This is a genomic window from Sphingopyxis sp. CR5 (assembly GCF_059693785.1).
The window spans coordinates 1-21,975 of the sequence record NZ_JCATIE010000007.1; the positions used below are offsets into that span (position 1 = coordinate 1).

Consider the following 21,975-nt stretch of genomic DNA (forward strand, 5'->3'; position numbering starts at 1 on the left):
TTCAACAAACTCAAGAATTGGCGCAGGGTCGCCACCCGCTACGACAAAACCAAGGAATCCTACCTCGGCTTCGTCGCGCTCGCCTCAGTTAAACTCTGGATACCCTTTGTCCACGAAGCCTAGTCTTCGTCAAAATGTGGCTGAACGCAAAGGGCTGGTTTAAGCCTTCCTGGCAACCGAACTTGCCGGTCAGTCCCTATAGCCCGACAGTCGCAGTAATCAGGTGGTCTCATCATCTTTTCCAACGCCGTCAATTAATTCTGTAATTGCCGACGAGAGGATTTCGATCCTTATGCCCATTTCCCGAAACCTGGCTGCGTAAGCCCTCGCTTGATCGGGCGACAATCTCCTGGACTGTCCCTCGACCGCCACTGCCGCCGCGTCTTCGGCGGCGATCGTGACAAGATAGAACAATCGGCGGATAATCGCGCGGCAGGCTTCGGCGTCTTCGGACATGGTCCGACGAAGCCGCAGAGGATCGACGAAGTCCAGATCCAGCTTTTGCAGCGTATTCGCATATTCCATTCGACTTCACGGAGGAACGAAGCATTACTGTCATCACTGAATCGCGGCCGGTCAGATCGGCCGCTACCCCGACCGGCATGACCGGCGGGGCTTCGGGTGGTGGGAGCGGCGCGCTGCCGCTCCGAAGCAGGAGCACCATCCATGACCAAAACCCTACGCCTCAACGACCTTCAACTCATCCTTCTGTCGACCGCTTCACAGCGCGACGACGGCAGTTTGCTGCCGCCACCGGACAGCATCGGCGAACGTACACCCGCAGTTGACAAGGCTATCAAATCCCTTCTCCGGCGCGGCCTGGCGGCGAAAGCCGATGCTTCGGATATCAGCGATCTGTGGCCGGCAGACAAGAACCAGCTGATTGATGTGCAGATCACTGCCGCTGGCCGAGCCGCCATTGGCGCAGGTCAGGACGAAGGAGAAGCTCGGTCGCCCGAAGAACCCGGGGAGAAGTCGCGTCCCGAATCTGAACCTTCATCCCGCCCGGTCAGCAAGATTGGCACGGTGCTGTCACTCCTTCGGCGCGATGAGGGCGCCACGCTCGACGAGATGATCGCGGCCACTGGCTGGTTGCCCCACACCACCCGCGCCGCGCTGACCGGCCTCCGGAAGAAGGGCCATAGCATCGCGAAGGACAAACGCGGAGATACGACCTGCTACCGCATCGCGGCGGAGGTATGATCGTGGCCGGTGTCGATCAAGCGCTGCGGGACATCGCGGACATGTCCCGCAGCAAGCTACAGGCCCGGTGGGCAAAACTCACCGGTCGTCCGGTGCCTCGACTCAGCGTTGCCATGCTGCGGCTTGCTTTGGGCTACGAGATACAGGCCAGGGCAAAGGGTGGCCTGTCGCGCTCTGTCCGACTGCAGCTGGAAGGATCGGGTGATGCTCGCCCGCGTGCGATGCCGCTCGCGCCCGGCCTGCGGCTGGTCCGCGAATGGCAGGGCAAAGTGCATGTCGTCACGGTCGATGATACCGGCGCGATCCAGTGGAACGGGCAGCGCTGGAAAAGCCTCAGCGAGGTAGCCCGCGCCATCACCGGTACGCGCTGGTCGGGTCCTGCCTTCTTTGGCCTCAAACAGCGAAAGGCAGCGGCATGAAGAAAATCCGCTGCGCGATCTACACGCGAAAATCGAGCGAGGAGGGTCTTGAGCAGGACTTCAACTCACTCCATGCGCAGCGCGAGGCCTGCGCCGCCTATATCCTCAGCCAGGCGTCCGAAGGCTGGACGCTGCTACCCGATGAGTATGATGACGGCGGGCTGTCGGGTGGAACGCTGGAACGGCCAGCGCTGCAGCGGCTGATGAAGGACATCGAGGCCGGCAGGATCGACATCGTGATCGTCTACAAGGTCGACCGGCTGAGCCGCTCGCTGCTGGACTTCGCGAAGCTGGTCGAGGCCTTCGACAAGGCGAACGTATCCTTCGTCTCGGTGACCCAGTCGTTCAACACGACCAACAGCATGGGCCGGCTCACGCTCAACATGCTGCTCTCCTTCGCCCAGTTCGAACGCGAGGTCACCGCAGAACGCATCCGCGACAAGATCGCCGCATCCAAGGCGCGTGGCATGTGGATGGGTGGCAACCCGCCGCTTGGCTACAAGCCCGATGGCAGGACGCTGGCGATCGTCGAAGAGCATGCCGAAATCGTCCGACACCTCTTCGCGCGTTACCTCGATCTGGGGAATGTTCGCCTGGTTGCCTGCGAACTGACCCGCGAAGGTATCATTGCTCCTGAGCGCATTGCCACGACCGGGAGGGCGATAGGTGGCCGTCCGTTCACCCGGGGGCAGATCTATAAGCTCCTCTCCAATCCGATCTACATCGGCGAGATCCATCACAAGGGGCAGGTCCATGCCGGAAAACATGAGGCGATCATCGATCGTGCAACCTGGGACAGCGTCCAGCGGATGCTTGCCGCCAATCTGCAGGGTGAGAGGTCAGGCGGCACGGCACAGTCGCCCAGCCTGCTTGCGGGCCGCGTCTTCGATCAGCACGGCGAACCGCTGGTTGCTGTCCATGCCTGCAAGGGGAAGGTCCGCTATCGTTACTATGTGAGCCGGTCGCTCCAGCATGATCCAGACGCAAGGTCGACCGACGGCCTACGAATACCAGCGCTGGAGATCGAGGCAGCCGTCAGCCAGCTTCTGGCCGAGGCGCTCGATGATCCGCTGGCCCTGCTCGCGCAAGCAGGGATACCGCTCGAAAGCGATCGTCTGCGTATGATCCTCAAACAGGCCGAACAGCTTGCCACTTCCATCCGCGGCAAGCAGCGCGATACGATCCGCGATCTTGTAGCAAAGGTCGCCGTCCAAGCACGCGAGATATCGGTTGAGCTGTCAGTCACGACGCTATGCACAACTCTGGCTGTAGAGCATCCGGCAGATACACAGACCTCGATCCCGCTCACCTCGCCGGTTCGCCTGACCCACACCGGCCGAGCCATCCGGCTGGTTCAGCGTGATGGCCGACCGGTCTTACAGGACAGGCCCGATCCCGGCCTCGTCGAGTTGCTGCGCAAGGGGCGAGGGTGGTGGCAACAGCTTCAGACCGGCACGATCGACATCGCCACAATCGCCCGCGAGGAAAAGGTCAATGACTCCTGGGTATCGCGCCTCGTCCGGCTGAACTTTCTCGCGCCCTCGATCGTCAAGGCCATCCTCGCCGGGACCCAGCCTGCATCGGTCAGCGCGACATCATTACGCACCGCCAGTCTGCCGATCGACTGGGACGAGCAGATCGCCCTGTTCGGGATGTGACGGTATCCATCCATCACGATACCAACGGCGCTTCGGCGCCGCTTTGCGTTGCAGGACCAACGCGAGCACGCCATGCGGCACCCTCACTCCGTACTGCCAAATTGGGCGACAGAGAAAAAGCCGCCTGACCGCTCGAATCCTGCGCTCCATCTGCTCTCTGCAGACCGGGCCACCTCTCCAAATGGCGCGGAACCGCGCGCCTTTCGGCGGGAAAGAAAATCGCTCTGTATCAACGACTTATGTGTGGCGGAGGGAAAGAGATTCGAAACGCCAGACTGGAGTCATGTAACCCTCGGAAATCACGCGATAAAATGACCCGACATCGTTCAGTCCGGTCTGTGTCGCAGACCTCCTGCCAGGCAATAAGTCCGTACCGAGAGAATTCCTGCAGCCTGCAACAACCGCTACAAGATTACCATCTCTGGTGGATCGGGGGCCTCCTGCGATCACGCGCATGATGCACCATCGCATCGGCCACTCCGTACTGCCGAAATGGACGACGGAGAAAAAGCCGCCAGAGCGACCAGATATTGCTCCAGATTCGCTCTCCGCAGACCGGGCCGCCTTCCCAAATGGCGCGGAACCGCGCGCCTTTCGGCAAGAGCAAAAATCATTCTATATCAATGACTTATGTGTGGCGGAGCGGGAGGGATTCGAACCCTCGATACGGTTTTGCCGTATACTCACTTTCCAGGCGAGCGCCTTCGACCACTCGGCCACCGCTCCGCATCTTGCTCTGGAAGGGGCGCCCTAATCGCTTGGCGGGGCTTTCGCAAGCGGGTTGGGCGTGGCAGACAGGCGCGATGAGACATCTGTTCCTTGCCGCGACCGCGGCCGCCGCGCTCCTGCTTCCCGTTCATGCCGAAGAGACGGCGCCGGCGCCGTCGCCGGGACAGATCGTCGACGCCGCGAAAGCGGAGGAGTGGGTGCCCATCGCGTCATCGGACCTGCTGGTGATGGACCTCGCCCCCGATGCCGCGGGCAAGCCGCGTCGCGTCGTCATTCAACTCATGCCTCCGCCGTTCAGCGAGGGCTGGATCGGCAATATCCGCAAGCTCGCCGCGGCGCATTGGTGGGACGGCACGGCGATCACGCGGGTGCAGGACAATTATGTCGCGCAATGGGGCGACCCCGATGGCGAGGACGCGGCGAAGGCGAAGCCGCTGCCCGAGGGTTTGGCGACGGTGCCGGAGAGCGAATATACGTCGGCGACCGCCCCATCGTTTTCGGACATATGGAGAATTGACGCCAGGGCCTATCGCGCCAAACATCCCGAGCGGCGTGACCTGCCGGTTCCGCCGCCGGTGATCGACAAGGATCAGGACATCTACGCCGGCCGCGTTGGCTTCGCGGAGGGCTGGCCGATCGCGAGCATCGGCCTCGACAGCTTCTGGCCCGTCCACTGCTATGGTATGGTAGGCGTCGGCCGCAACCTGTCGCCCGACACCGGCTCGGGGGCGGAACTCTACGCGGTCATCGGCCATGCGCCGCGCCATCTCGACCGCAACATCGCGCTGATCGGGCGCGTCGTGAGCGGGATCGAGTATCTGTCGAGCCTGCCGCGCGGGACCGGTCCGCTCGGCTTCTACGAGGATCCGGCGCAGCGCGTGCCGATCGCCTCGGTGCGGCTGGCGAGCGACCTGCCCCAATCCGGGCGGCCGGCCTTCGAATATCTGTCGACCGAGAGCGACAGCTTTGCCCGTTACGCCGACGCGCGGCAAAACCGCCGCGACCCCTTTTTCATCCATCCCGCCGGCGGCGCCGATATCTGCAACATTCCGGTGCCGGTGCGGGCGGTGGCGTCGAAATAGTGGAAGAGTTCGCCGTCACCACGCCGCTGTGGCGCTGGCGCTCGGCGAACGGACCGGCGGCGTGGTATTTCCTGACCATCGCGGGGGACGCGGCGGACGGGATTCGACTCGCCGCGATCTCGGGACAGTGGCTCGACGGACGGCGCGGCTTCGGATCGGCGCGGGTCGCGGCACGCATCGGTGATACGATATGGAAGACATCGGTGTTTCCGCACCGCGAAAGCGGGGGCTGGCTGCTTCCCGTGAAGGCGGCGGTGCGCAAGGCCGAAGGGCTGGCCGAAGGCGACCCGGTGCGCGTGATCGTCAGTCTTTAGCCGGCGTGTCGGACCGCGCCTCGCGCGCTTGCGCCTTGCGCTTGCGCAGGTTGGCGCGCAGCGCTTCGGCGAGACGGCGCTCGCGTTCGAGTTCGGCGGGGGACGGGGGCTTGCTCACCGCGTCGTCATTCTCGCGAAATCTCGGCCCCGTCAAGCCTCGCGCCTTGACAGCGGCAGGGCGCGCCGCCATAGGCCGCGCCTGCCCCGAGGCAATCCGCCTGCGGTCGGCCCGGACGCTGCTGTAGCTCAGTGGTAGAGCGCACCCTTGGTAAGGGTGAGGTCGAGAGTTCAATCCTCTCCAGCAGCACCATTATCCCCAAAGGCGACGGACTTCAGGCGGTCAGGGTGTCCTGCTGCGACCCCGAAGGCGCTGCGCTGCCGCCGCGGCGCGCTGGACCTCGATGCGCGTATCGAGTTCGCGGCGTTCGGAATCGGAGAGGCCGTCGGCGGCATAGCGGTCAGCCAGCGTGCCGATCATCCCCGCCTCGCGCTTCAATCCGCGCGCCTCGCGCTTCGATAATTCGCCGCTGTTGCGCCCCGCGCGGATGCGGTCGCGCAACGTGTCGATGTCACGGTCGACCGAGGGCGCGGTGGTCATCGTCCCGTGGTCGGAGATCCCGGGCATCGGCACGCCGCCCGGGGCTGGCCCGGCAATGAATTGCGCGTGCGCTGTCGCCGGAAGGGCAGCCAGGATGAGGGGCAGGGTGAAAAGGCGCATCGGTCGGCTCCGGTCTGGGGTCCCAAGTTGCCGGGCGGCACTGAACCGTCGCTGAACCCCCGTCAGATGCGTTCGGACAGCAACCAGTCGTGGAACAGCTTGACCGCCGGCTGGCGCAGCGCCCGCGGGCGGCAGACGAACCAATAGCTGTACGGGCTGTCGACGTCGAAATCGAATAGCCGCACGAGCCGCTGGTCCTGTGCGTCGTCGAAATGATGCCCGTGCATGAAGGCGACGCCGATCCCCTGAGCCGCCGCCTCGAGCATCAGCGGCCCCGAATCGAAGAAATCGATTCCCGCGGGTTCAAGATAGGGCATGCCGATCGCATTTTTCCATTCGGCAAAGGTTTCGGGCATCTCGCGGTGGAGCAGGATCGTCATGCGCTGGATCTGCTCTGGTACCGTAATCGGCCGTTCGCCGTCGATGAGGTCTTTCGACGCGATCGGGAAAACCTTGTCCTGATCGAGCCGTGCGGCATAAAGTGCGGGGTCGATCGCGCGCGCGAGCGCAATCGCCGCATCGATCCCTTCGCCAAGCCGCGCTTCGCCGTGCGACAGCGTGTCGATGTCGATATGAAGTTCGGGATGCTGGCGCCGCAGCGCGGGCAGGCGCGGGAAAAGGCGCTGCTGCGCGAACAGCGGCAAGACATTGAGATGCAGGCGCAGCGACGCGTCCGGGCTGCCGATATTGACGATGACGCCGCGCAAATCGTCAAGCAGCGGCGCAAGCTGTTCCTGTAGCGACCGTCCCGCTTCGGTGAGCTTGAGGCCATGATGGTGGCGATTGAACAGCGGCCGCCCGACGGCGTGCTCGAGCGTCTGGATACGACGCGACAGCGCCGGCATCGACAGGCCGAGCTCGCTCGCTGCGGCCTTCACGGTCCCGTGACGCGCGACTTCGAGGAAGGCTTCCATGCTGCTGAGGGGAGGGAGGCGTGCCATGATCGTTCCAGCGGACGATGATGACATGGCTATGGACGGCGCGCCAGATACTTTTGTGCGCTGCGGTATAAATCGCGCTTGCCCCCGGGGGCTCGAAAATCGGGAACGCGGCCCCTATCTTCGGCATTCTGACCATTTTGCGGGAGACACGCCTTGGCCGATGCACCGGTTAAAGAAAAACAAGTCAAGTTGCAGGTCGCGAATGCCAGGGCCGAGGAAAGCGGTGGCGGCATCGCGCGCATTCCGCGAGCGGCGATGGCCGAGCTGGGCGTGACCGAGGGCGACGCGATCCAGATCACCGGCAAGCGGGAAACGGTGTCGCGCGTGATGGCCCCCTATGCCGAGGACGAAGGGCTCAGCGTCATTCGCCTCGACGGCCTGTTGCGGGCCAACGCAGGAGCCGGTGCGGGCGACATGGTGGCGCTGAGCCGGGTCGAGACGCGGCCCGCGACGCGGGTCGTCTTTGCGCCCGCACAACAGAATCTGAGGCTTCAGGGTTCGGCCAATGCGCTGAAGCGCAGCTTCTTCGGCCGCCCGCTTCTGCCCGGCGACACGGTGGCGACCGCGGGGCAGCAGCGGCTTCCCGCCGGCGACATGCCGCCGCAGCTTCGCCAGATGCTCAACGCCCCAGCCTATGCGCTCGCCGAGGTGCGCCTGATCGTCGTCTCGGCCGCCCCGAAAGGTGTCGTGACGATCGACGAGAATACCGAGGTCGAACTGCTCGCCGAATATCAGGAGCCGCAGGATGCGCGGCGCACCGACGTCACCTACGACGATCTGGGCGGACTGGGCGAGACGATCGACCAGCTACGCGAGATGGTCGAATTGCCGCTGCGCTATCCCGAACTGTTCCGCCGCCTGGGTGTCGACCCGCCGCGCGGGGTGCTGTTGCACGGCCCGCCGGGAACCGGCAAGACGCGCCTCGCCCGGGCGGTCGCGAACGAAAGCGACGCGCAATTCTTCCTGATCAACGGGCCGGAGATCATGGGCAGCGCCTATGGCGAGTCCGAAAAACGACTTCGCGAAATCTTTGAACAGGCGGCAAAGGCCGCGCCGTCGATTCTGTTCATCGACGAGATCGACTCGATCGCGCCCAAGCGCGGACAGGTGACGGGCGAGGCCGAAAAGCGCCTCGTCGCGCAACTGCTGACGCTGATGGACGGGCTCGAACCGCGGACCAACCTTGTCGTGATCGCAGCGACCAATCGCCCCGATGCGGTCGACGAGGCGCTACGCCGCCCCGGCCGCTTCGATCGCGAGATCGTGATCGGCGTCCCCGATGAAAGCGGGCGGCGCGAGATATTGGGCATCCACACGCGCGGTATGCCGCTGGCGAGCGATGTCGACCTGGCCGAACTGGCGCGCACGACCTTTGGTTTCGTCGGTGCGGACGTCGCGGCGCTGACGCGCGAGGCCGCGATCGAGGCGGTGCGGCGCATCATGCCCAAGCTCAATCTCGCGGAGGGAACGATCCCGCCCGACGTACTCGACGAGTTGAGCGTCACGCGCGACGATTTTCTGAACGCGCTCAAACGGGTCCAGCCATCGGCGATGCGCGAAGTGATGGTGCAGGCCCCGAAAACGCGATGGAGCGACATTGGCGGCCTCGATGCCGCGCGCGACAAGATGGTCGAAGGCATCGAACTTCCGCTCAAACATCCCGAAGCGTTCCGCCGGCTCGGTATTCGCCCGGCCAAGGGTTTCCTGCTCTATGGCCCGCCGGGCACAGGCAAGACGCTGCTGGCCAAGGCGGCGGCGCGCGAATCCGACGCGAATTTCATCGCGATCAAATCGTCGGACCTGCTTTCCAAATGGTATGGCGAGAGCGAGCAGCAGATCGCGCGCATGTTCGCGCGGGCGCGGGCGGTCGCGCCGACGATCATCTTCATCGACGAACTCGACAGCCTGGTGCCCGCGCGCGGCAGCGGAACATCGGGCGAACCACAGGTGACCGAGCGCGTGGTCAACACGATCCTTGCGGAGATGGACGGGATCGAGGAGATGCAATCGGTGGTCGTGATCGGCGCCACGAACCGCCCCAACCTGATCGATCCGGCGTTGCTCCGGCCGGGGCGTCTCGACGAGCTCATCTATGTGACCGTTCCCGATGCCGGCGGCCGAAAGCGGATATTGGAAATCCACACGGGCAGGATGCCGCTTGCCGGCGATGTCGACCTGGAGGTGCTCGCAAAGCGGACCGATCGCTTTACGGGCGCCGACCTCGAGGATCTGGTCCGCCGCGCCGGTCTCGCGGCGCTCAAGCGCTCGATGCAGAGCGATACGGTGACGATGGACGATTTCGAGGCCGCGCTGAAAGATACCCGCGCTTCGGTTACCGAGGCGATGGAGCGCGACTATGAAAAGATCCAGGGGGAGATCAAGCAGAAGGCGATGAGCGTCGACCCGATCGGCTTTTTCGCGCCCGGGATGCTGAAGCCCGTCCGCGACCAGAAGCATGGCGAGGACGAACCGAGCGGTTGATACCGGCGGTGCTATCGCCTGTCGCTTGCGGGCTGGTCCTGCCGCAGCGCGGACCAGCCCCAAGCGACGAGCCAGGTGCAAAAGGCCGCCATGAGACCGTAAGCGACCATCGCATGCCAATTGTAGAGCAGCACGCCGATCGCCGGCGAGATGATATAGGCCGATCCGTTGATCGACGCGGTCATTCCCGCGACGGCACCCTGATCGCGCCGCGGCACCGATAGCGATGCCCCGGCCGTGAAGCCGGGCCGGAACAGGCCGAAGCCGAGCGAGCCGGTTGCGAAACCGATCACGATCGCGTGGAGATCCTGCGAAAGTCCCGTCATAACCGCGCCGATCGCACCGAGCGCAGCGCCCACGAGCACCGTCGTGCGCGGCGTCAGCTTGAGCAGCGGAATCAGGCCCCATTGCGCCAGCAGGGTGGCAAAGGCGCCCGCCATCAGCACGATTCCCGTGATTGCGGCCCCTTCGTCGGGGTTGGAGCGCAGATGCAGGCGGTCGAGGATGAGGAACCCGATCACCCCGAGCATCATCGCCTGCGCCTGGCCGCCGAAGAGGCCGGCAAGCAGCCACGGTCTTACCCGGCCGTCGGTCCAGCGCAGCGGCGGGTGCGGCGCACCTTCGTCATCCTCTTCGTCGTCGCTGCGCGCCGGGTCGGTGGTGCCCGAGGTTGGATAGGGCGCGATCGACCCACGGGCGGCGAAGCGCGGAGTGTCGTTGGGCAGGCGCCAGCGCAGCATGACGAGCACGACGATGCCGATCAGCGCAAAGACGATCAGCGGACCCGACAGCCCGAGGACGGGGAGGATGAAGAAGGGTGCGACCGCGGGGCCGATCACGGTGCCGAGGCCGAAAGAGGACGAGACGAGCGAAAGCGCCTGTGTACGTTCGTCGGGGTCGGTGCGCGCCGCGACATAGGCCTGCACTGCGGGCGGCGCCGCCGATCCGAGCGAGCCATAGAGGCTGCGAAACAGCGCGAAGAGGATGAAGGTCGGACCCGCTGCGAGCCAGCCCGAAAGGCCCGACCAGAGCGTCAGCCCGCACAGCGCCATCGACGACAGGAAGCCGACAATGCCCAGCGCCATGAGCGCGCGGCGCCCGCGCTTGTCCGACTGGCGCGCCCAGTGCGGCGCGGTGAGCACCCACAGCAGCGCCGACCAGCTGAAGGCCAGGCTGACCCATACGTCGGGGATGTGCAGCTTTGCTCCGATCGCCGGCAGGATCGATTGCATCGCGGTGTTGCCTGCCGCGGCGACGAGCATGATCGCGAAAAGGACGGCCATGCGGTCGGAGGGAATCGAGCGCGATATCGTCGACAATTCAGTCCCTCCCGCCGGCTCCGGTCGTCGTGCCTGCGCCTCTCCCTACAGACCGGGCGACGCGTGTCCAGCGTCAAGCGTGACTCTTTTCTTGCGTGGCGGCGTCCTTTTTGCCACGCATTCATGAACCGCAACAACGCGAAAGCCATCATGACCAATCCGCGGGCCCAGGCCCAAGAATCGAAGATCGCGACGTCCCGCCGGATGCGCGAACGGCTGAAACGCATTTTCGGACCGTGGGGCATGTTCGTCCGCGGCTTCATCAAGCACCCGGTGATGGTCGGGTCGATCGTGCCGTCCTCGCCGACCTTGATCCGCCACATGCTGCGCCCGGTGGACTGGAAGAATACGAAGCTGTTCGTCGAATATGGCCCCGGCGTCGGCACCTTTTGCCGCCCGGTGCTCGAGCGCCTTGCGGGCGACGCGACGCTGATCGCGATCGACACAAACGAGGATTTCATCGACTATCTGAAGAAGGATATCCGCGACAGCCGTTTCGTGGCCGTCCACGGGTCGGCCGCGGATGTCGAGGAGATCGTGCGCGCGCACGGCTTCGACCACGCCGATTATGTGCTGTCGGGCCTGCCGTTTTCGACCCTGCCCGCGGGCGTTGGTCCGGCGATCGCGTCGGCGACCCATCGTGTTTTGCGCCCGGGCGGCGCGTTTCTGGTCTATCAGTTCCGGGCCCGCGCGCGTGATTTCCTCGCGACGCATTTCGAGCGCATCGACGACGCGTTCGAATGGGTCAACGTCCCGCCCTGTTTCCTGTTCTGGGGCTGGAAGGATTGATCAGATCGCTTCGAGATCGGGCTCGGCGAGTCCGAAATTGAGCCGACGCGATACCGTATAGTCCGCAACGCCGACGACGAACCACGCCAGCGCCCAGCGCAGGCGCGTGAGCAATCCGGCGCGCGCCCGGTGCGTCTGTTGGGTCACGACCTCGCATTGATCCTCGAGCCCGGCGACGAAGGCGCGCATCCGCGCGGCGAAATCGGCATCGGCGATGCGCAGCATGATCTCGACATTCACGAACAGGCTGCGCGCGTCGAAATTGGCCGAGCCGATATATGTGACATGGTCGATGACGATCAGCTTCATGTGCAGCCTGCAGGGGCGATATTCCCATATTTCTGCCTGCTTTCGCAGCAGATAGCCGTACAGCAGGCGGGAGGCGCCGATCGTCGCGGCATTGTCCGATTTGCCCGCCATAACAAAGCGCGCGCGCCCCTGTCGTGCAACGCGGCCAAGTCGCCTCAACATACCCTGGCCGGGTGAGAAATAGGCCATCGCCATGTCGAGGCGCATTGCACCTTCCAGATCGCCGCGCACGGCGCGCGCCCAAGGCGAAAGGCGCTGTGTCGGGCCGCCGACGAGCCAGGTCATCGCGCCGTTCTCCGCTGGCCATTCGCGGATCATGCGGCGTAGTATGAGTAATTTGCCGTCGCTGTTCAGCGCATAGGCGTGAATTTGCTCGAACCAGCGAACCGCCTGCGCGACGCTCGGGCCCTCGACGATCAAACCGAGGTCGAACCAGCAATCGCCGCGCGGGGCGCTCAGATAGTCGCGCGCGATGTTGAAGCCGCCGGTTACGGCGACGCGCCGGTCGATCAGGATGAGTTTCTGATGGTTGCGGATCAGGTAGCTCGATCGCCAGCGCCGCGAAAAGAAGGTTACGGCGCCGCCGGCATCGCGTAACGGCGCGAACAGGCTGTCGGGCGTGTCCGACGATCCGAAACTGTCGATCACCGCCCGTACGCAGACGCCGCGACGCGCGGCGGCGACGAGGCGGTCGACGATTTCGCGTCCGGCCGGGTCGTCATCGAAGATATACATGACGATGTCGATGCTGCGGGTCGCGCCGTCGACCAGCGCGCGAAGCCTTTCGAGCCGCTGTGCGCCGTCGAACACCAACTCCAGGTCGTGGTCGGCCACGCTTGCCGTCCAGGGGTCGGCCGGGGAGGCGGGAGCGGCGGATGTCGTCATCTCCCCCGCCATAGGCGCGGCCTCTTGTTCCGGGCAAGCCCGGCGCTTACATTGACATTCCACACCCTCCCTGCTAGCGCGCAGCGCTTGGCAAGCCGTCCGCAAACGGCCTCTCCCGCAATCAAGGAATTATCATGGCTCGCGTTACCGTCGAAGATTGTGTCGACAAAGTTTCCAACCGCTTCGATCTGGTGCTGCTTTCGGCCCACCGCGCTCGTGAAATCTCGGGCGGCTCGGAGCTGACGATCGATCGCGACCGCGACAAGAATCCTGTCGTCGCGCTGCGCGAAATTGCCGAACAGACGATCCGCCCGCAGGATCTGGACGATTCGCTCGTCGGTTCGCTGCAAAAAGTGGTCATCGACGATGATGATACGCCCGACGAAATCAGCTCGATCAGCCGTTCGGCCGAGGCGCTTCGCCTCACTGCCGCCGCTCCGCCGCGCAGCCCGGCGAGTGGAGGGGGCGATTTCGACTGATTTGTCGAGGACAATGACGACAAAGGGGCCGCGGGAAACCGCGGCCTTTTTTGTGTGGCCGCCGGTCCCTGATTCAGGCGAGGCCGGTCAGTTCGGCGATGCGGATCGCGCGTGAGGCGAGCATCGGTTCGAGGATGATCCCGATCCGCCGCGCGCGCGGCGAATGCGCAGCGATATTGTAGCAGCTGTTCGCGACGACATCGGCGATCTGGACGCCCTCGCTGCGGCGGCTGTCGGCGAGCGATGCGGTGCCCCACCCGGCGAGCCCGGCCTGGATCGCGTCGCGGACGCGGCCCAGGATCGCGGGATCATAACGCCCGTCGTCGATCACCACGTCGGAGCAGACGCCGCCGGTTTCGGGCAGCCAGTGGCCGATCGCGCTGTCGAGCAGCGCGGCATAGAGTTCGAGGTCGGTGACCGTGCCGTCGCCCGTCCCCTTGACCTTCGCACTGTCGGCGGTGGCGACCCAGGCGCGTCCGCCGGCGCGATCGAACAGCTCGAGCAGGTAGGCGCGTTCGGTCAGGCTGATGCGGCTGCCCTTGAGTTCGCCGCGCAGGCCGGTGACGGCGCGAAAGCGTGCGTGGATCGACGCCGCCGTTTCGGGGGTCAGCATCACCGCGGCAAAGGTCATCGCGCCCGCGTTGAGCCCGCCCGATTCATCGCAATAGATCGTCATGGGTCCGCTCTTTCGCGCGTCGCTACTTGACGCGACCGAAGAAGGCGACCGAGTGGCTGCCGCCCGCCGGCACCGGCGCCGCGAGTTGCCAGCGGACATGGGTGACGTCGGCCGGGGTGGCCGCGCGCACGGCGCCGTCCGAGGCGACCGTAGCGGTCGCGAGCGGCCCGAAACTCTTGCCGCCGTCTACCGAGACAGCGAAGCCTTCGGGATCGGCGCTTTCCTCGAACAGGATGCCATCGGGGATCGGATCGACCAGATTGACTCCCGCGGCGGGCCGGGTCCCCTTGTTATGGAAGGTCAGCGTGTAGCGGATGCGGTCGCCAGGGACGACGGTGCCGGGATCGACGTAGGTTTTCGCGGGTGCCGCGCCATCGGCCCCCGGGGTCAGCTTTTCAAGTTCGGTCTTGATGGTCAGCGCGCTGCCGTCCTGCGCGGTTGCGGGTGCCGCCCCTGCGAGCAACAGGCTTGCGGCAAGAAAAAGACGAAGTTTCATGGCGATCTCCCACTGGTCCGGCCACCATAGTGGCGCATCAGGACGGGCAGGGATAGCGTTTCTTCATCAGCGCATCGAACGCGCGATAGACCGACAGCTTGCCGCGCACGCTGGCCGGGTAGCTGTTGAGATGGGCGAGCCATTCCTCTGGCGTCAGCGTTCCGGTGTCGGGCGGGCAGCTCGAGGTCTTGTGGCCAGCGCGCTGCTGCGCGTCGATCCGCGCCTTGTACCGTTTGGCGGTCGCGATCACTTCATTCTTGAGCCGATAGGCCTCCGGCGTCGCCGCCGCGAGCGGGCCGAGGCGCATGACGTTGTTGGCGCGGGCGAGAAAGGCCGCGACGCTCATGTCGCCGGGGGCCATGCCGCACAGCAAGAGTCCGGCAAACAGGGCAGGGGCTATCCGCGCCCCGGCGCCCGGGCATGCCCCCCTTGCCGGAATGTCAGGCGCCCTGCGGGTTGGGGCCGCCGAACGGGCGCGGCTTGCGCTTGATCTGCGGCAGGCCGCCGGCATGACCCTGGACGGGATTCGCAGCCTTGCCATGATCGTCGTCGCGGCCGATATCCTCGCCCGCGATGGCGCGGCGCGCCTCTTCGCCCGACAGCGTTTCATATTCGAGCAGCGCCCCGGCGAGCAGATGCAGCTCGTCGAGATGGTCGGTCAGCACCTGGCGCGCGACACCCTCGCCCTCTTCGACGAGGCGGCGGACTTCGGCGTCGATCAGGCGCGCGGTTTCCTCTGACATATTCTGCGCCCGCGAGACGCTGTGACCCAGGAAAACCTCGTCCTGATTGTCGCGGTAGCGCAGCCAGCCGAGCTTTTCGGACATGCCATATTCCATGACCATCGAGCGCGCCATGTCGGTCGCCTGCTGGATGTCGTTCGACGCGCCGGTGTTCAGCTCTTCCTTGCCATAGATCAGCTGTTCGGCGATGCGGCCGCCGAAACAGAGCGCAAGCCGCGCCTTCATCTGTTTCATGCTCATCGAGAAACGATCGCGTTCGGGCAGGTTCCAGGTGACGCCGAGCGCGCGCCCGCGCGGGATGATCGTCACCTTGTGCAGCGGGTCGTTATGTTCGACGTGGATCGACACGAGCGCATGGCCGGCCTCGTGATAGGCGGTCGCCTTCTTCTCGTCCTCGGTCATCACCATCGAGCGCCGCTCGGCGCCCATCAGCACCTTGTCCTTGGCTTCCTCGAACTCGTTCGAGGCGATCAGGCGCTTGCCCTTGCGCGCCGCGAGCAGCGCCGCCTCGTTGGCGAGGTTGGCGAGGTCGGCGCCCGAGAAGCCCGGGGTGCCGCGTGCGATGCGGCGCAGGTCGACGTCGGGGGCCAGCGGCTTCTTGCGCGTATGCACCTCGAGGATCTTGTGGCGTCCCTCGATGTCGGGGCGCGGCACGACGACCTGGCGGTCGAAACGGCCCGGGCGCAGCAATGCGGGGTCGAGCACGTCGGGGCGGTTGGTCGCGGCGACGATGATGATACCCTCGTTCGCCTCGAACCCGTCCATTTCGACGAGCAGCTGGTTCAGCGTCTGTTCGCGCTCGTCATTGCCATTGCCGAGCCCGGCGCCGCGGTGGCGGCCCACCGCGTCGATCTCGTCGATGAAGACGATGCACGGCGCGTTGCGCTTCGCCTGTTCGAACATGTCGCGGACGCGGCTGGCGCCGACGCCGACGAACATTTCGACGAAGTCGGAGCCCGAGATGGTGAAAAAGGGAACGCCGGCCTCCCCCGCGATCGCGCGGGCGAGCAGCGTCTTGCCGGTGCCGGGCGAACCGACGAGCAGCGCGCCCTTCGGAATCTGGCCGCCGAGCTTCGAGAATTTGGTCGGGTCCTTGAGGAATTCGACGATTTCCTGGAGTTCCTCGCGCGCCTCGTCGATCCCGGCGACGTCGTCGAAGGTCACGCGGCCCTGTTTTTCGGTCAGCATCTTGGCGCGCGATTTGCCGAAACCCATCGCGCCCGAACCATTATTCTTCTGAACCTGTCGGAACACGAAGAAGGCGATACCGAGGATCAGCAGGAAAGGCAGCGACTGGATAAGCAAATACATCCAGATATTGCCGGTTTCCGTCGGCTTTCCGTCATATTTGACGCCATTGTCGTTGAGCAGCTTGAGCAGTTCGGGATCGCGGACGACATTCGCGGTGAAGCGGTCGCCGTTCGACAGTTCGCCGGTGACGCGATCGTCGGACAGGACGACCTGCTTGACGCTGCCTTCTTCGACCTTTTGCCGGAATTCGGAATAGGCGAGGGTTTCCCCCGCCGGCTGCGCAGCGCCGCCGAACATCGAGGCGACGAGGAGCATGGCAAGCAGGATGCCGCTCCAGATCATCACGCTCTTCATCCAGGGATTGCCCTGCGGTTCCTTGTCGTCCTGCATGCGGAAACTTTCCAATTGCGCACATATGGGTCGCGACACGCCGCGACTCTTTGGCTCAAGATAGGATGTTCCGGTTAAATGACAATGAGGGCTTATGCCCGATCGCGGCTTTTTCGGCGAGGCGCGGCGGAGATGCGCCACATCGACCCGCCGCCGCCTTTTGCCGCGTCGACCAGGAGCGCGCCGACCATCGCGCGCTTGCCCGCCTTCATCGCGGCGATCACGCCGTCGAGGGCGTGGCCGCGCAGCGCGAGGCGCGGGTCGTTGGCGTGAAGGCGGCGTGCTACCACCCGGCGGAAAATCTCCGCCGGATAGGCTTCGTCGCGGATCACCGACGGATCGGCGGCGTCGGGCCACGCCGCGATGGCCCGTTCCACCGCCCAGTCGATCGCGGCGTCGGCTTCCGAAAGGCAATGGGCCGAGCGCGCGACCGCCTGTGGGTCGAGAATGGTCTGCGAAACGAGCGCCTTGCGCAACCGGGCCCGGTCGAAGCGGGCATCGCTGTTCGACGGGTCGTCGACGATCGGCAGATCCGCATCCAATGCCAGCGCGGTCAGCGTGTCGCGACGCCAGCCGAGCAGCGGACGCAGCACCGCGCCATTGCGGCCGCGCACGCCGGCGAGGCCGCCGACGCCACTGCTGCGGTTCAGCCGCATAATCATGGTTTCGAGCTGATCGTCGGCATGGTGCGCGGTCACGATATGGTCGATCGCATGGGCTTCGCGCCATTGATCGAGCAGGCGGTAGCGTTCGGCGCGCGCCGCAGCCTGAAGCGATCCGGCGATCGGGGCGGGCGGATGAAGGATGCTGTGCGGGATATGTTCGCGGGCGCAAAACCCCGCGACCATCCGCGCCTCGTCCGCCGATCCGGCGCGCAGGCCATGATCGACCGTCGCCGCCTGCACCTGTCCGGGCAGCAGCGAGGTCATCAGCCAGAGCAGGGCCATGCTGTCGGGACCGCCCGAGACCGCGACGCCATAATGGGCGTGCTGCCAGTCCGGGCCGGCGAGCGCGGCGAGGGCGGCGCCGAAGCGCTCGACCGCGTCGCCCTCAGCAGCCGGCTTTTGTTTTTGCCGCGGCGGCATCATCGCGAACATCCTGTGGCGCCTTGTCGCCATAAACCTCGTCAAGCTCGCGGAACGCCTTGCAGGCGTCGGCCTTGCGCCCGAGCTTGGTGAGGGCGACCCCCATGTACATCAGGCTGTGCGGGGCGCGCGGCCCGCTCGGCCGATCCTTGTAATTATTGTAGAAGGCCACCGCGGCGAGGCTGGGCTTGCCTTCGTCGAGATAGGCGCGGCCGAGCAGGTTTTGCGCATAGCTCGCCCAATTATTCTGCGGCCATTTGGTGACCACCTGCTTGAGCTGCGCCTCGGCCTCCGGATAGAGTTTCGCGTCCCACAGGCGGAAGCCATAGGTGTAGGCATCCTCGACCTCGTTGCCGGTCGAGGGGATCTCGACCTTTTTCACGAGCGCAAGCCGGTCGGCATCGCCGCCCGAGGCGGCGGGCTTTTCCGCCGGTTTCCGGGCGGGCGTGGTCGCGGGGGCCGCAGCGGTCGTAGTCGGCTTCACCGCGGGAACGAGAGCCGTATCGGCGGCGGCGGGCGCGGCGAACCGCTTGTCCATTTCGGCCTTGTAGGCGGTGAAGGACTTTTCCAGCTCGCGAAGCTGATAGGCATTCTGCTCGCTCTGGCCGGTCAGCGAGCGCAGCTGGGCTTCGAGGGCGTCGACGCGCGCGGTCAGGTCGATCACCGGTGCGGCGCTCTTCACCCGCTCGCCGGGCGTGTTGTCGGGCGCGATTTCGCCTTCGAAGAAGGCCGGGCTGCCCCCCGGAAAGACACTGCGCTGGACCGCGCGCATTTCCTTTTCGAGCCGCTCGACGCGCTTGTCGATCGCATTGTCCTGTGCCTGGGCCGGCGAAATCGCCGCCATCAAAGCGACCGCGGCCGTTCCCCGCACCAAAATCTGTCGCATCGCCATCCTTCTGTCAGCCCCCACCATTAACCATCAGGGGGTTCCATAACGCCGCGAAGGCCGCGAGCGCAAACCCCTTTCGGTGCGCTGCGCCTGTAAAAAGCCCGATTGTGACGGAATCTCGCGCGATCAGCGCGCCGGCGCGCCGGTTCCGTCGCCGCTGCCACCCTGTGCGAGCAGGTCGGCGGGCTTCAACGAAATCCCCTTTACCAGCGTATCGGCGGGTCCGATCTGCCCGACGTCGCGGCCGCCGACGGTCACCTTGATCGCTTGCGGAATGCTGGTCCGCAACGTGAACTGCCGAATATAGGCGGGGGGCACTTCATAGGTTTCGCCGGGGTCCAGCGTCCGCCAGTTTTCGGTCTTGCCGGTGGCATCGTCGAAGCCGATCCAGACTTCCGACAGGCCGGTCAATACGACCGGCGCGTCGGGCGCGACCGGCCCCGCGGCACCCTTTGCCGTGGCTGCGGGGGCATCGGCGGTGGCCGCGGGGGCTTCCGACGCGTCGGCGTCGGCATTCTGCGCGGCGATCAGCGCGTCGTCGGGCTCGACCGACAGGAAGCGCCAGACGCCATAAGCCGAAACGAGCAGGGCGGCGACGATCGCGAGGGTCCAGGCGAGGCGGGCGGTGGGCAGGCGCGCCGGGTCGGTCGGCTCATAGGCCTCATAAGCCGGGCGCGCGGCATAATCCTCTTCCTCGAGCTCGCGGCGCACCGCGGCGCCGATCTCGGCCTCGGGCAGCTCGACCGCGCGGGCATAGGCGCGCGCGAAGCCCGTGACATAGGTGCGACCGGGCAGTTCGGAAAAATCGGACTTCTCGATCGCCTCGAGATGGCGCTGGGTGATCCGCGTCCGCGACGCGACGTCGGCGAGCGACAACCCCGCCGCTTCGCGCGCAAGCCTGAGCTTGTCGCCGGTGCGCGTAATCGCCAGTTCGCCCTGATCGGCGACCATTTCGTCTGCCATTACTGTCTCCGTGCCGGTCGCCTGCAACCCATCGGGACCGTGCCGGAGGCATTCTTCGCATCGACCGTGCGGCCGAGTCAAATGAAGTTCGGCGAACGATCGAAGGAAATGACGCCGGATCGCCGGCGGCGGCCCCGACGCGGGTCAGAGCACATATTTGCTGAGGTCGGTGTCGCCGACTACGTCGGCCAGCTGGCTGTCGACATAGGCGGCATCGACGGTCAGCGTTTCGCCGCCGCGATCCTCTGCGGTGAAGCTGATCTCCTCGACCAGCCGCTCCATCATCGTCTGGAGACGGCGGGCACCGATATTCTCGACCTTTTCATTGACCTCCGCCGCGAGCTTCGCGACGCGCGCGATCGCCTCGGGCTGGAAATCGAGCGTGACGCCTTCGGTCGCGATCAGCGCGGCATATTGTTCGGGAAGGCCGGCCTTCGTCTCGGTCAGGATGCGGACGAAATCCTCCTCGCTGAGCGCGCCGAGTTCGACGCGGATCGGCAGGCGGCCCTGCAACTCGGGCAGCAGATCCGACGGTTTGGCGACGTGGAACGCGCCGCTCGCGATGAAGAGGACATGGTCGGTTTTCATCGGGCCATATTTGGTCGCGACGGTCGTGCCCTCGATCAACGGCAGCAGGTCGCGCTGGACGCCTTCGCGGCTTACCGAACCGCCGCGCACGTCGCTCACCGCGATCTTGTCGATCTCGTCGAGAAAGACGATCCCGTTGGCTTCGGCATCGGCGAGCGCGACGCGCGCGACATCGTCCTGGTCGAGGCGCTTTTCCTGCTCCTCTTCGATCAGGCGCGTCGCGGCTTCGTGAACGGTCAGCTTGCGGCGCTTCCTGGGCGGGCCGCCCATCGCCTTGCCGAGCATGTCCGACAGGTTGATCATGCTCATCTGACCTGGCTGGCCGGGCAGCTCGAAGTTCATGCTCGGCGCGTCGGCGACCTCGATCTCGACCTCCTTGTCGTCGAGATGACCCTCGCGGATGCGCTGGCGGAAACTCTCGCGCGTCGCCTCGCTCGCGCCCTTGCCGGTCAGCGCGTCGAGCAGGCGCTCCATCGCCGCATCCTCAGCGGCGCCGCGCACCGCTTCGCGGCGGCGGTCCTTTTCGAGCCGCACCGCTTCCTCGACCAGGTCGCGCGCAATCTGTTCGACGTCGCGGCCGACATAGCCGACCTCGGTGAACTTGGTCGCCTCGATCTTGATGAAGGGCGCGTCGGCGAGCTTGGCGAGGCGGCGCGAAATCTCGGTCTTGCCGCAGCCGGTGGGGCCGATCATCAGGATGTTCTTGGGGCTTACCTCGTCGCGCAGGTCGGGCGCGAGCTGCTGGCGGCGCCAGCGGTTGCGCAGCGCGACCGCGACCGCGCGCTTGGCGGCGTCCTGGCCGATGATGTGCGTATCGAGCGCGGCGACGATCGCCTTGGGGGTCAAGTCTTTGTTCATGGGGTCAGGCCTGGATGTCGATGATTTCGAGGGTGGTCTGGTCGTTGGTGTAGACGCAGATATCGGCAGCGATCGCCATCGCCTTCGTTGCCAGCACCTCCGGATCCTTTTCATAATCAGCAAGCGCGCGCGCCGCCGACAGTGCGTAATTGCCGCCCGATCCGATCGCGGCGATGCCGCCCTGGGGTTCGAGCACGTCGCCATTGCCGGTGATGACGAGCGTCACCTCCTTGTCGGCGACGATCATCATCGCTTCGAGGTTGCGCAGATATTTATCGGTGCGCCAGTCCTTCGCCAGTTCGACCGCGGCGCGCAGCAATTGTCCGTTGTGCCGTTCGAGCTTTGCCTCGAGCCGCTCGAAGAGGGTGAAGGCATCGGCGGTGGCGCCCGCGAAGCCGCCGATGACGCTGCCGTCGTGCAGGCGGCGCACCTTGCGCGCATTGGGTTTCATGATCGTCTGGCCCATCGACACCTGGCCGTCGCCGATGACGACGACCTTCTCGGGCGTGCGGGCGGTCAGGATGGTGGTGCCGTGCCACGGCGCGGCGCTGGTCTGTTCGCTCATGCCGCGCGATATGGGGGAGGGGGCTTGGCGCCGCAAGGGCGGGGCAAGCGCCTATGCGAGTAGCGGCTCTTCTCCCCTCCCGCTTGCGGGAGGGGTTGGGGGTGGGCAGCGACGTTGCCTTGGCCCACCCCGCTGCGACTAGCGA

At 65.6% G+C, this 21,975-nt stretch carries 23 protein-coding genes, 2 tRNA genes and 1 pseudogene; 10 read left to right on the plus strand and 16 right to left on the minus strand.

Annotated features, from left to right (window positions below; genetic code table 11):
• Nucleotides 1-123: pseudogene (locus AC58D2_RS11665) on the plus strand (IS5 family transposase); the annotation flags it as partial.
• Between the two features lie 96 nt (nt 124-219).
• Here AC58D2_RS11665 and AC58D2_RS11670 read toward each other — a convergent pair.
• Nucleotides 220-525, minus strand: a complete 306-nt coding sequence (locus AC58D2_RS11670) for a hypothetical protein (RefSeq protein ID WP_062062894.1) — start codon at nt 523-525, stop codon at nt 220-222.
• Nucleotides 526-666: 141 nt separating this feature from the next.
• On the opposite strand from AC58D2_RS11670, the gene AC58D2_RS11675 reads away from it, so the two are divergent.
• The 3 genes from AC58D2_RS11675 to AC58D2_RS11685 are packed head-to-tail and all read left to right on the plus strand — an operon-like array spanning nt 667 to nt 3,280.
• Nucleotides 667-1,203 carry a DUF3489 domain-containing protein gene (locus AC58D2_RS11675; RefSeq protein WP_062062891.1) on the plus strand — a complete coding sequence of 179 codons (537 nt, stop codon included), beginning with the start codon at nt 667-669 and terminating at the stop codon, nt 1,201-1,203.
• The gene (locus AC58D2_RS11680) at nt 1,200-1,622 is read left to right on the plus strand and encodes a DUF2924 domain-containing protein (protein ID WP_082635098.1); all 423 of its coding nucleotides are present in this window, start codon (nt 1,200-1,202) and stop codon (nt 1,620-1,622) included. The genes AC58D2_RS11675 and AC58D2_RS11680 overlap by 4 nt, the downstream gene beginning before the upstream one ends.
• Complete coding sequence (locus tag AC58D2_RS11685) at nt 1,619-3,280, plus strand: recombinase family protein (protein ID WP_497390461.1); 1,662 nt, start codon at nt 1,619-1,621, stop codon at nt 3,278-3,280. The genes AC58D2_RS11680 and AC58D2_RS11685 overlap by 4 nt, the downstream gene beginning before the upstream one ends.
• Before the next feature lie 635 nt (nt 3,281-3,915).
• Here AC58D2_RS11685 and AC58D2_RS11690 read toward each other — a convergent pair.
• Nucleotides 3,916-4,006 (minus strand) — tRNA-Ser (locus tag AC58D2_RS11690).
• A 77-nt stretch (nt 4,007-4,083) separates the two neighbouring features.
• On the opposite strand from AC58D2_RS11690, the gene AC58D2_RS11695 reads away from it, so the two are divergent.
• Together AC58D2_RS11695 and AC58D2_RS11700 are read left to right on the plus strand one after the other, a co-directional pair.
• Entirely contained in the window at nt 4,084-5,091 is a 1,008-nt protein-coding gene (locus AC58D2_RS11695; protein ID WP_497390463.1) for a peptidylprolyl isomerase, read from the plus strand.
• The gene (locus tag AC58D2_RS11700; protein ID WP_497390465.1) at nt 5,091-5,405 is read left to right on the plus strand and encodes a DUF1905 domain-containing protein; all 315 of its coding nucleotides are present in this window, start codon (nt 5,091-5,093) and stop codon (nt 5,403-5,405) included. Before AC58D2_RS11695 ends, AC58D2_RS11700 begins: the two co-directional genes overlap by 1 nt.
• On the opposite strand, the gene AC58D2_RS11705 is transcribed toward AC58D2_RS11700, so the two are convergent.
• Entirely contained in the window at nt 5,395-5,559 is a 165-nt protein-coding gene (locus AC58D2_RS11705) for a hypothetical protein (protein ID WP_497390467.1), read from the minus strand. The two genes, AC58D2_RS11700 and AC58D2_RS11705, sit on opposite strands and share 11 nt — an antisense overlap.
• Nucleotides 5,560-5,640: 81 nt before the next feature.
• Between AC58D2_RS11705 and AC58D2_RS11710 the strand changes: the two genes are divergently transcribed.
• Nucleotides 5,641-5,715, plus strand: a tRNA-Thr gene (locus tag AC58D2_RS11710).
• A gap of 30 nt (nt 5,716-5,745) precedes the next feature.
• Here the strand turns inward: AC58D2_RS11710 and AC58D2_RS11715 are convergent.
• Together AC58D2_RS11715 and AC58D2_RS11720 are read right to left on the minus strand one after the other, a co-directional pair.
• On the minus strand, nt 5,746-6,123 hold the full coding sequence (locus AC58D2_RS11715; RefSeq protein ID WP_497390469.1) for a hypothetical protein: 378 nt from the start codon (nt 6,121-6,123) through the stop codon (nt 5,746-5,748).
• Nucleotides 6,124-6,185: 62 nt separating this feature from the next.
• Entirely contained in the window at nt 6,186-7,064 is an 879-nt protein-coding gene (locus AC58D2_RS11720; protein WP_497390471.1) for a LysR substrate-binding domain-containing protein, read from the minus strand.
• Between the two features lie 153 nt (nt 7,065-7,217).
• Here AC58D2_RS11720 and AC58D2_RS11725 point away from each other — a divergent pair, with 153 nt between their 5' ends.
• Nucleotides 7,218-9,545 (plus strand): CDC48 family AAA ATPase, encoded by a 2,328-nt coding sequence (locus AC58D2_RS11725; RefSeq protein ID WP_497390473.1) that lies wholly within the window; start codon nt 7,218-7,220, stop codon nt 9,543-9,545.
• An 11-nt stretch (nt 9,546-9,556) separates the two neighbouring features.
• On the opposite strand, the gene AC58D2_RS11730 is transcribed toward AC58D2_RS11725, so the two are convergent.
• Nucleotides 9,557-10,828 carry an MFS transporter gene (locus AC58D2_RS11730; RefSeq protein WP_497390475.1) on the minus strand — a complete coding sequence of 424 codons (1,272 nt, stop codon included), beginning with the start codon at nt 10,826-10,828 and terminating at the stop codon, nt 9,557-9,559.
• Nucleotides 10,829-11,068: 240 nt separating this feature from the next.
• Between AC58D2_RS11730 and AC58D2_RS11735 the strand changes: the two genes are divergently transcribed.
• On the plus strand, nt 11,069-11,653 hold the full coding sequence (locus AC58D2_RS11735; RefSeq protein ID WP_497390996.1) for a class I SAM-dependent methyltransferase: 585 nt from the start codon (nt 11,069-11,071) through the stop codon (nt 11,651-11,653).
• Here the strand turns inward: AC58D2_RS11735 and AC58D2_RS11740 are convergent, their stop codons facing one another.
• Nucleotides 11,654-12,847 (minus strand): phospholipase D-like domain-containing protein, encoded by a 1,194-nt coding sequence (locus AC58D2_RS11740; protein ID WP_497390477.1) that lies wholly within the window; start codon nt 12,845-12,847, stop codon nt 11,654-11,656.
• Nucleotides 12,848-12,981: 134 nt separating this feature from the next.
• Between AC58D2_RS11740 and rpoZ the strand changes: the two genes are divergently transcribed.
• Nucleotides 12,982-13,326 carry a DNA-directed RNA polymerase subunit omega gene (gene rpoZ / locus AC58D2_RS11745; protein ID WP_497390479.1) on the plus strand — a complete coding sequence of 115 codons (345 nt, stop codon included), beginning with the start codon at nt 12,982-12,984 and terminating at the stop codon, nt 13,324-13,326.
• A 73-nt stretch (nt 13,327-13,399) separates the two neighbouring features.
• On the opposite strand, the gene AC58D2_RS11750 is transcribed toward rpoZ, so the two are convergent.
• From AC58D2_RS11750 to hslV, 9 genes are all read right to left on the minus strand, one after another.
• Nucleotides 13,400-14,002 (minus strand): DUF3800 domain-containing protein, encoded by a 603-nt coding sequence (locus tag AC58D2_RS11750; protein ID WP_497390481.1) that lies wholly within the window; start codon nt 14,000-14,002, stop codon nt 13,400-13,402.
• Nucleotides 14,003-14,024: 22 nt separating this feature from the next.
• Nucleotides 14,025-14,498, minus strand: a complete 474-nt coding sequence (locus AC58D2_RS11755) for a hypothetical protein (RefSeq protein ID WP_497390483.1) — start codon at nt 14,496-14,498, stop codon at nt 14,025-14,027.
• Nucleotides 14,499-14,535: 37 nt separating this feature from the next.
• The gene (locus tag AC58D2_RS11760; RefSeq protein ID WP_497390485.1) at nt 14,536-14,859 is read right to left on the minus strand and encodes a hypothetical protein; all 324 of its coding nucleotides are present in this window, start codon (nt 14,857-14,859) and stop codon (nt 14,536-14,538) included.
• Nucleotides 14,860-14,938: 79 nt separating this feature from the next.
• Nucleotides 14,939-16,882 carry an ATP-dependent zinc metalloprotease FtsH gene (gene ftsH / locus AC58D2_RS11765; RefSeq protein WP_497390487.1) on the minus strand — a complete coding sequence of 648 codons (1,944 nt, stop codon included), beginning with the start codon at nt 16,880-16,882 and terminating at the stop codon, nt 14,939-14,941.
• A gap of 92 nt (nt 16,883-16,974) precedes the next feature.
• Nucleotides 16,975-17,979: a tRNA lysidine(34) synthetase TilS gene (gene tilS / locus AC58D2_RS11770; protein ID WP_497390490.1), complete on the minus strand. Its 1,005-nt coding sequence runs from the start codon at nt 17,977-17,979 to the stop codon at nt 16,975-16,977.
• Nucleotides 17,933-18,853 (minus strand): tetratricopeptide repeat protein, encoded by a 921-nt coding sequence (locus tag AC58D2_RS11775; protein ID WP_497390492.1) that lies wholly within the window; start codon nt 18,851-18,853, stop codon nt 17,933-17,935. Before AC58D2_RS11775 ends, tilS begins: the two co-directional genes overlap by 47 nt.
• Nucleotides 18,854-18,982: 129 nt before the next feature.
• Nucleotides 18,983-19,819, minus strand: coding sequence for a helix-turn-helix domain-containing protein (locus AC58D2_RS11780; protein WP_497390494.1), 837 nt, complete (start codon nt 19,817-19,819; stop codon nt 18,983-18,985).
• A 144-nt stretch (nt 19,820-19,963) separates the two neighbouring features.
• Nucleotides 19,964-21,265, minus strand: a complete 1,302-nt coding sequence (gene hslU / locus AC58D2_RS11785; RefSeq protein WP_497390496.1) for an ATP-dependent protease ATPase subunit HslU — start codon at nt 21,263-21,265, stop codon at nt 19,964-19,966.
• Between the two features lie 4 nt (nt 21,266-21,269).
• On the minus strand, nt 21,270-21,830 hold the full coding sequence (gene hslV / locus AC58D2_RS11790; RefSeq protein WP_497390498.1) for an ATP-dependent protease subunit HslV: 561 nt from the start codon (nt 21,828-21,830) through the stop codon (nt 21,270-21,272).
• Nucleotides 21,831-21,975: the final 145 nt, after the last annotated feature.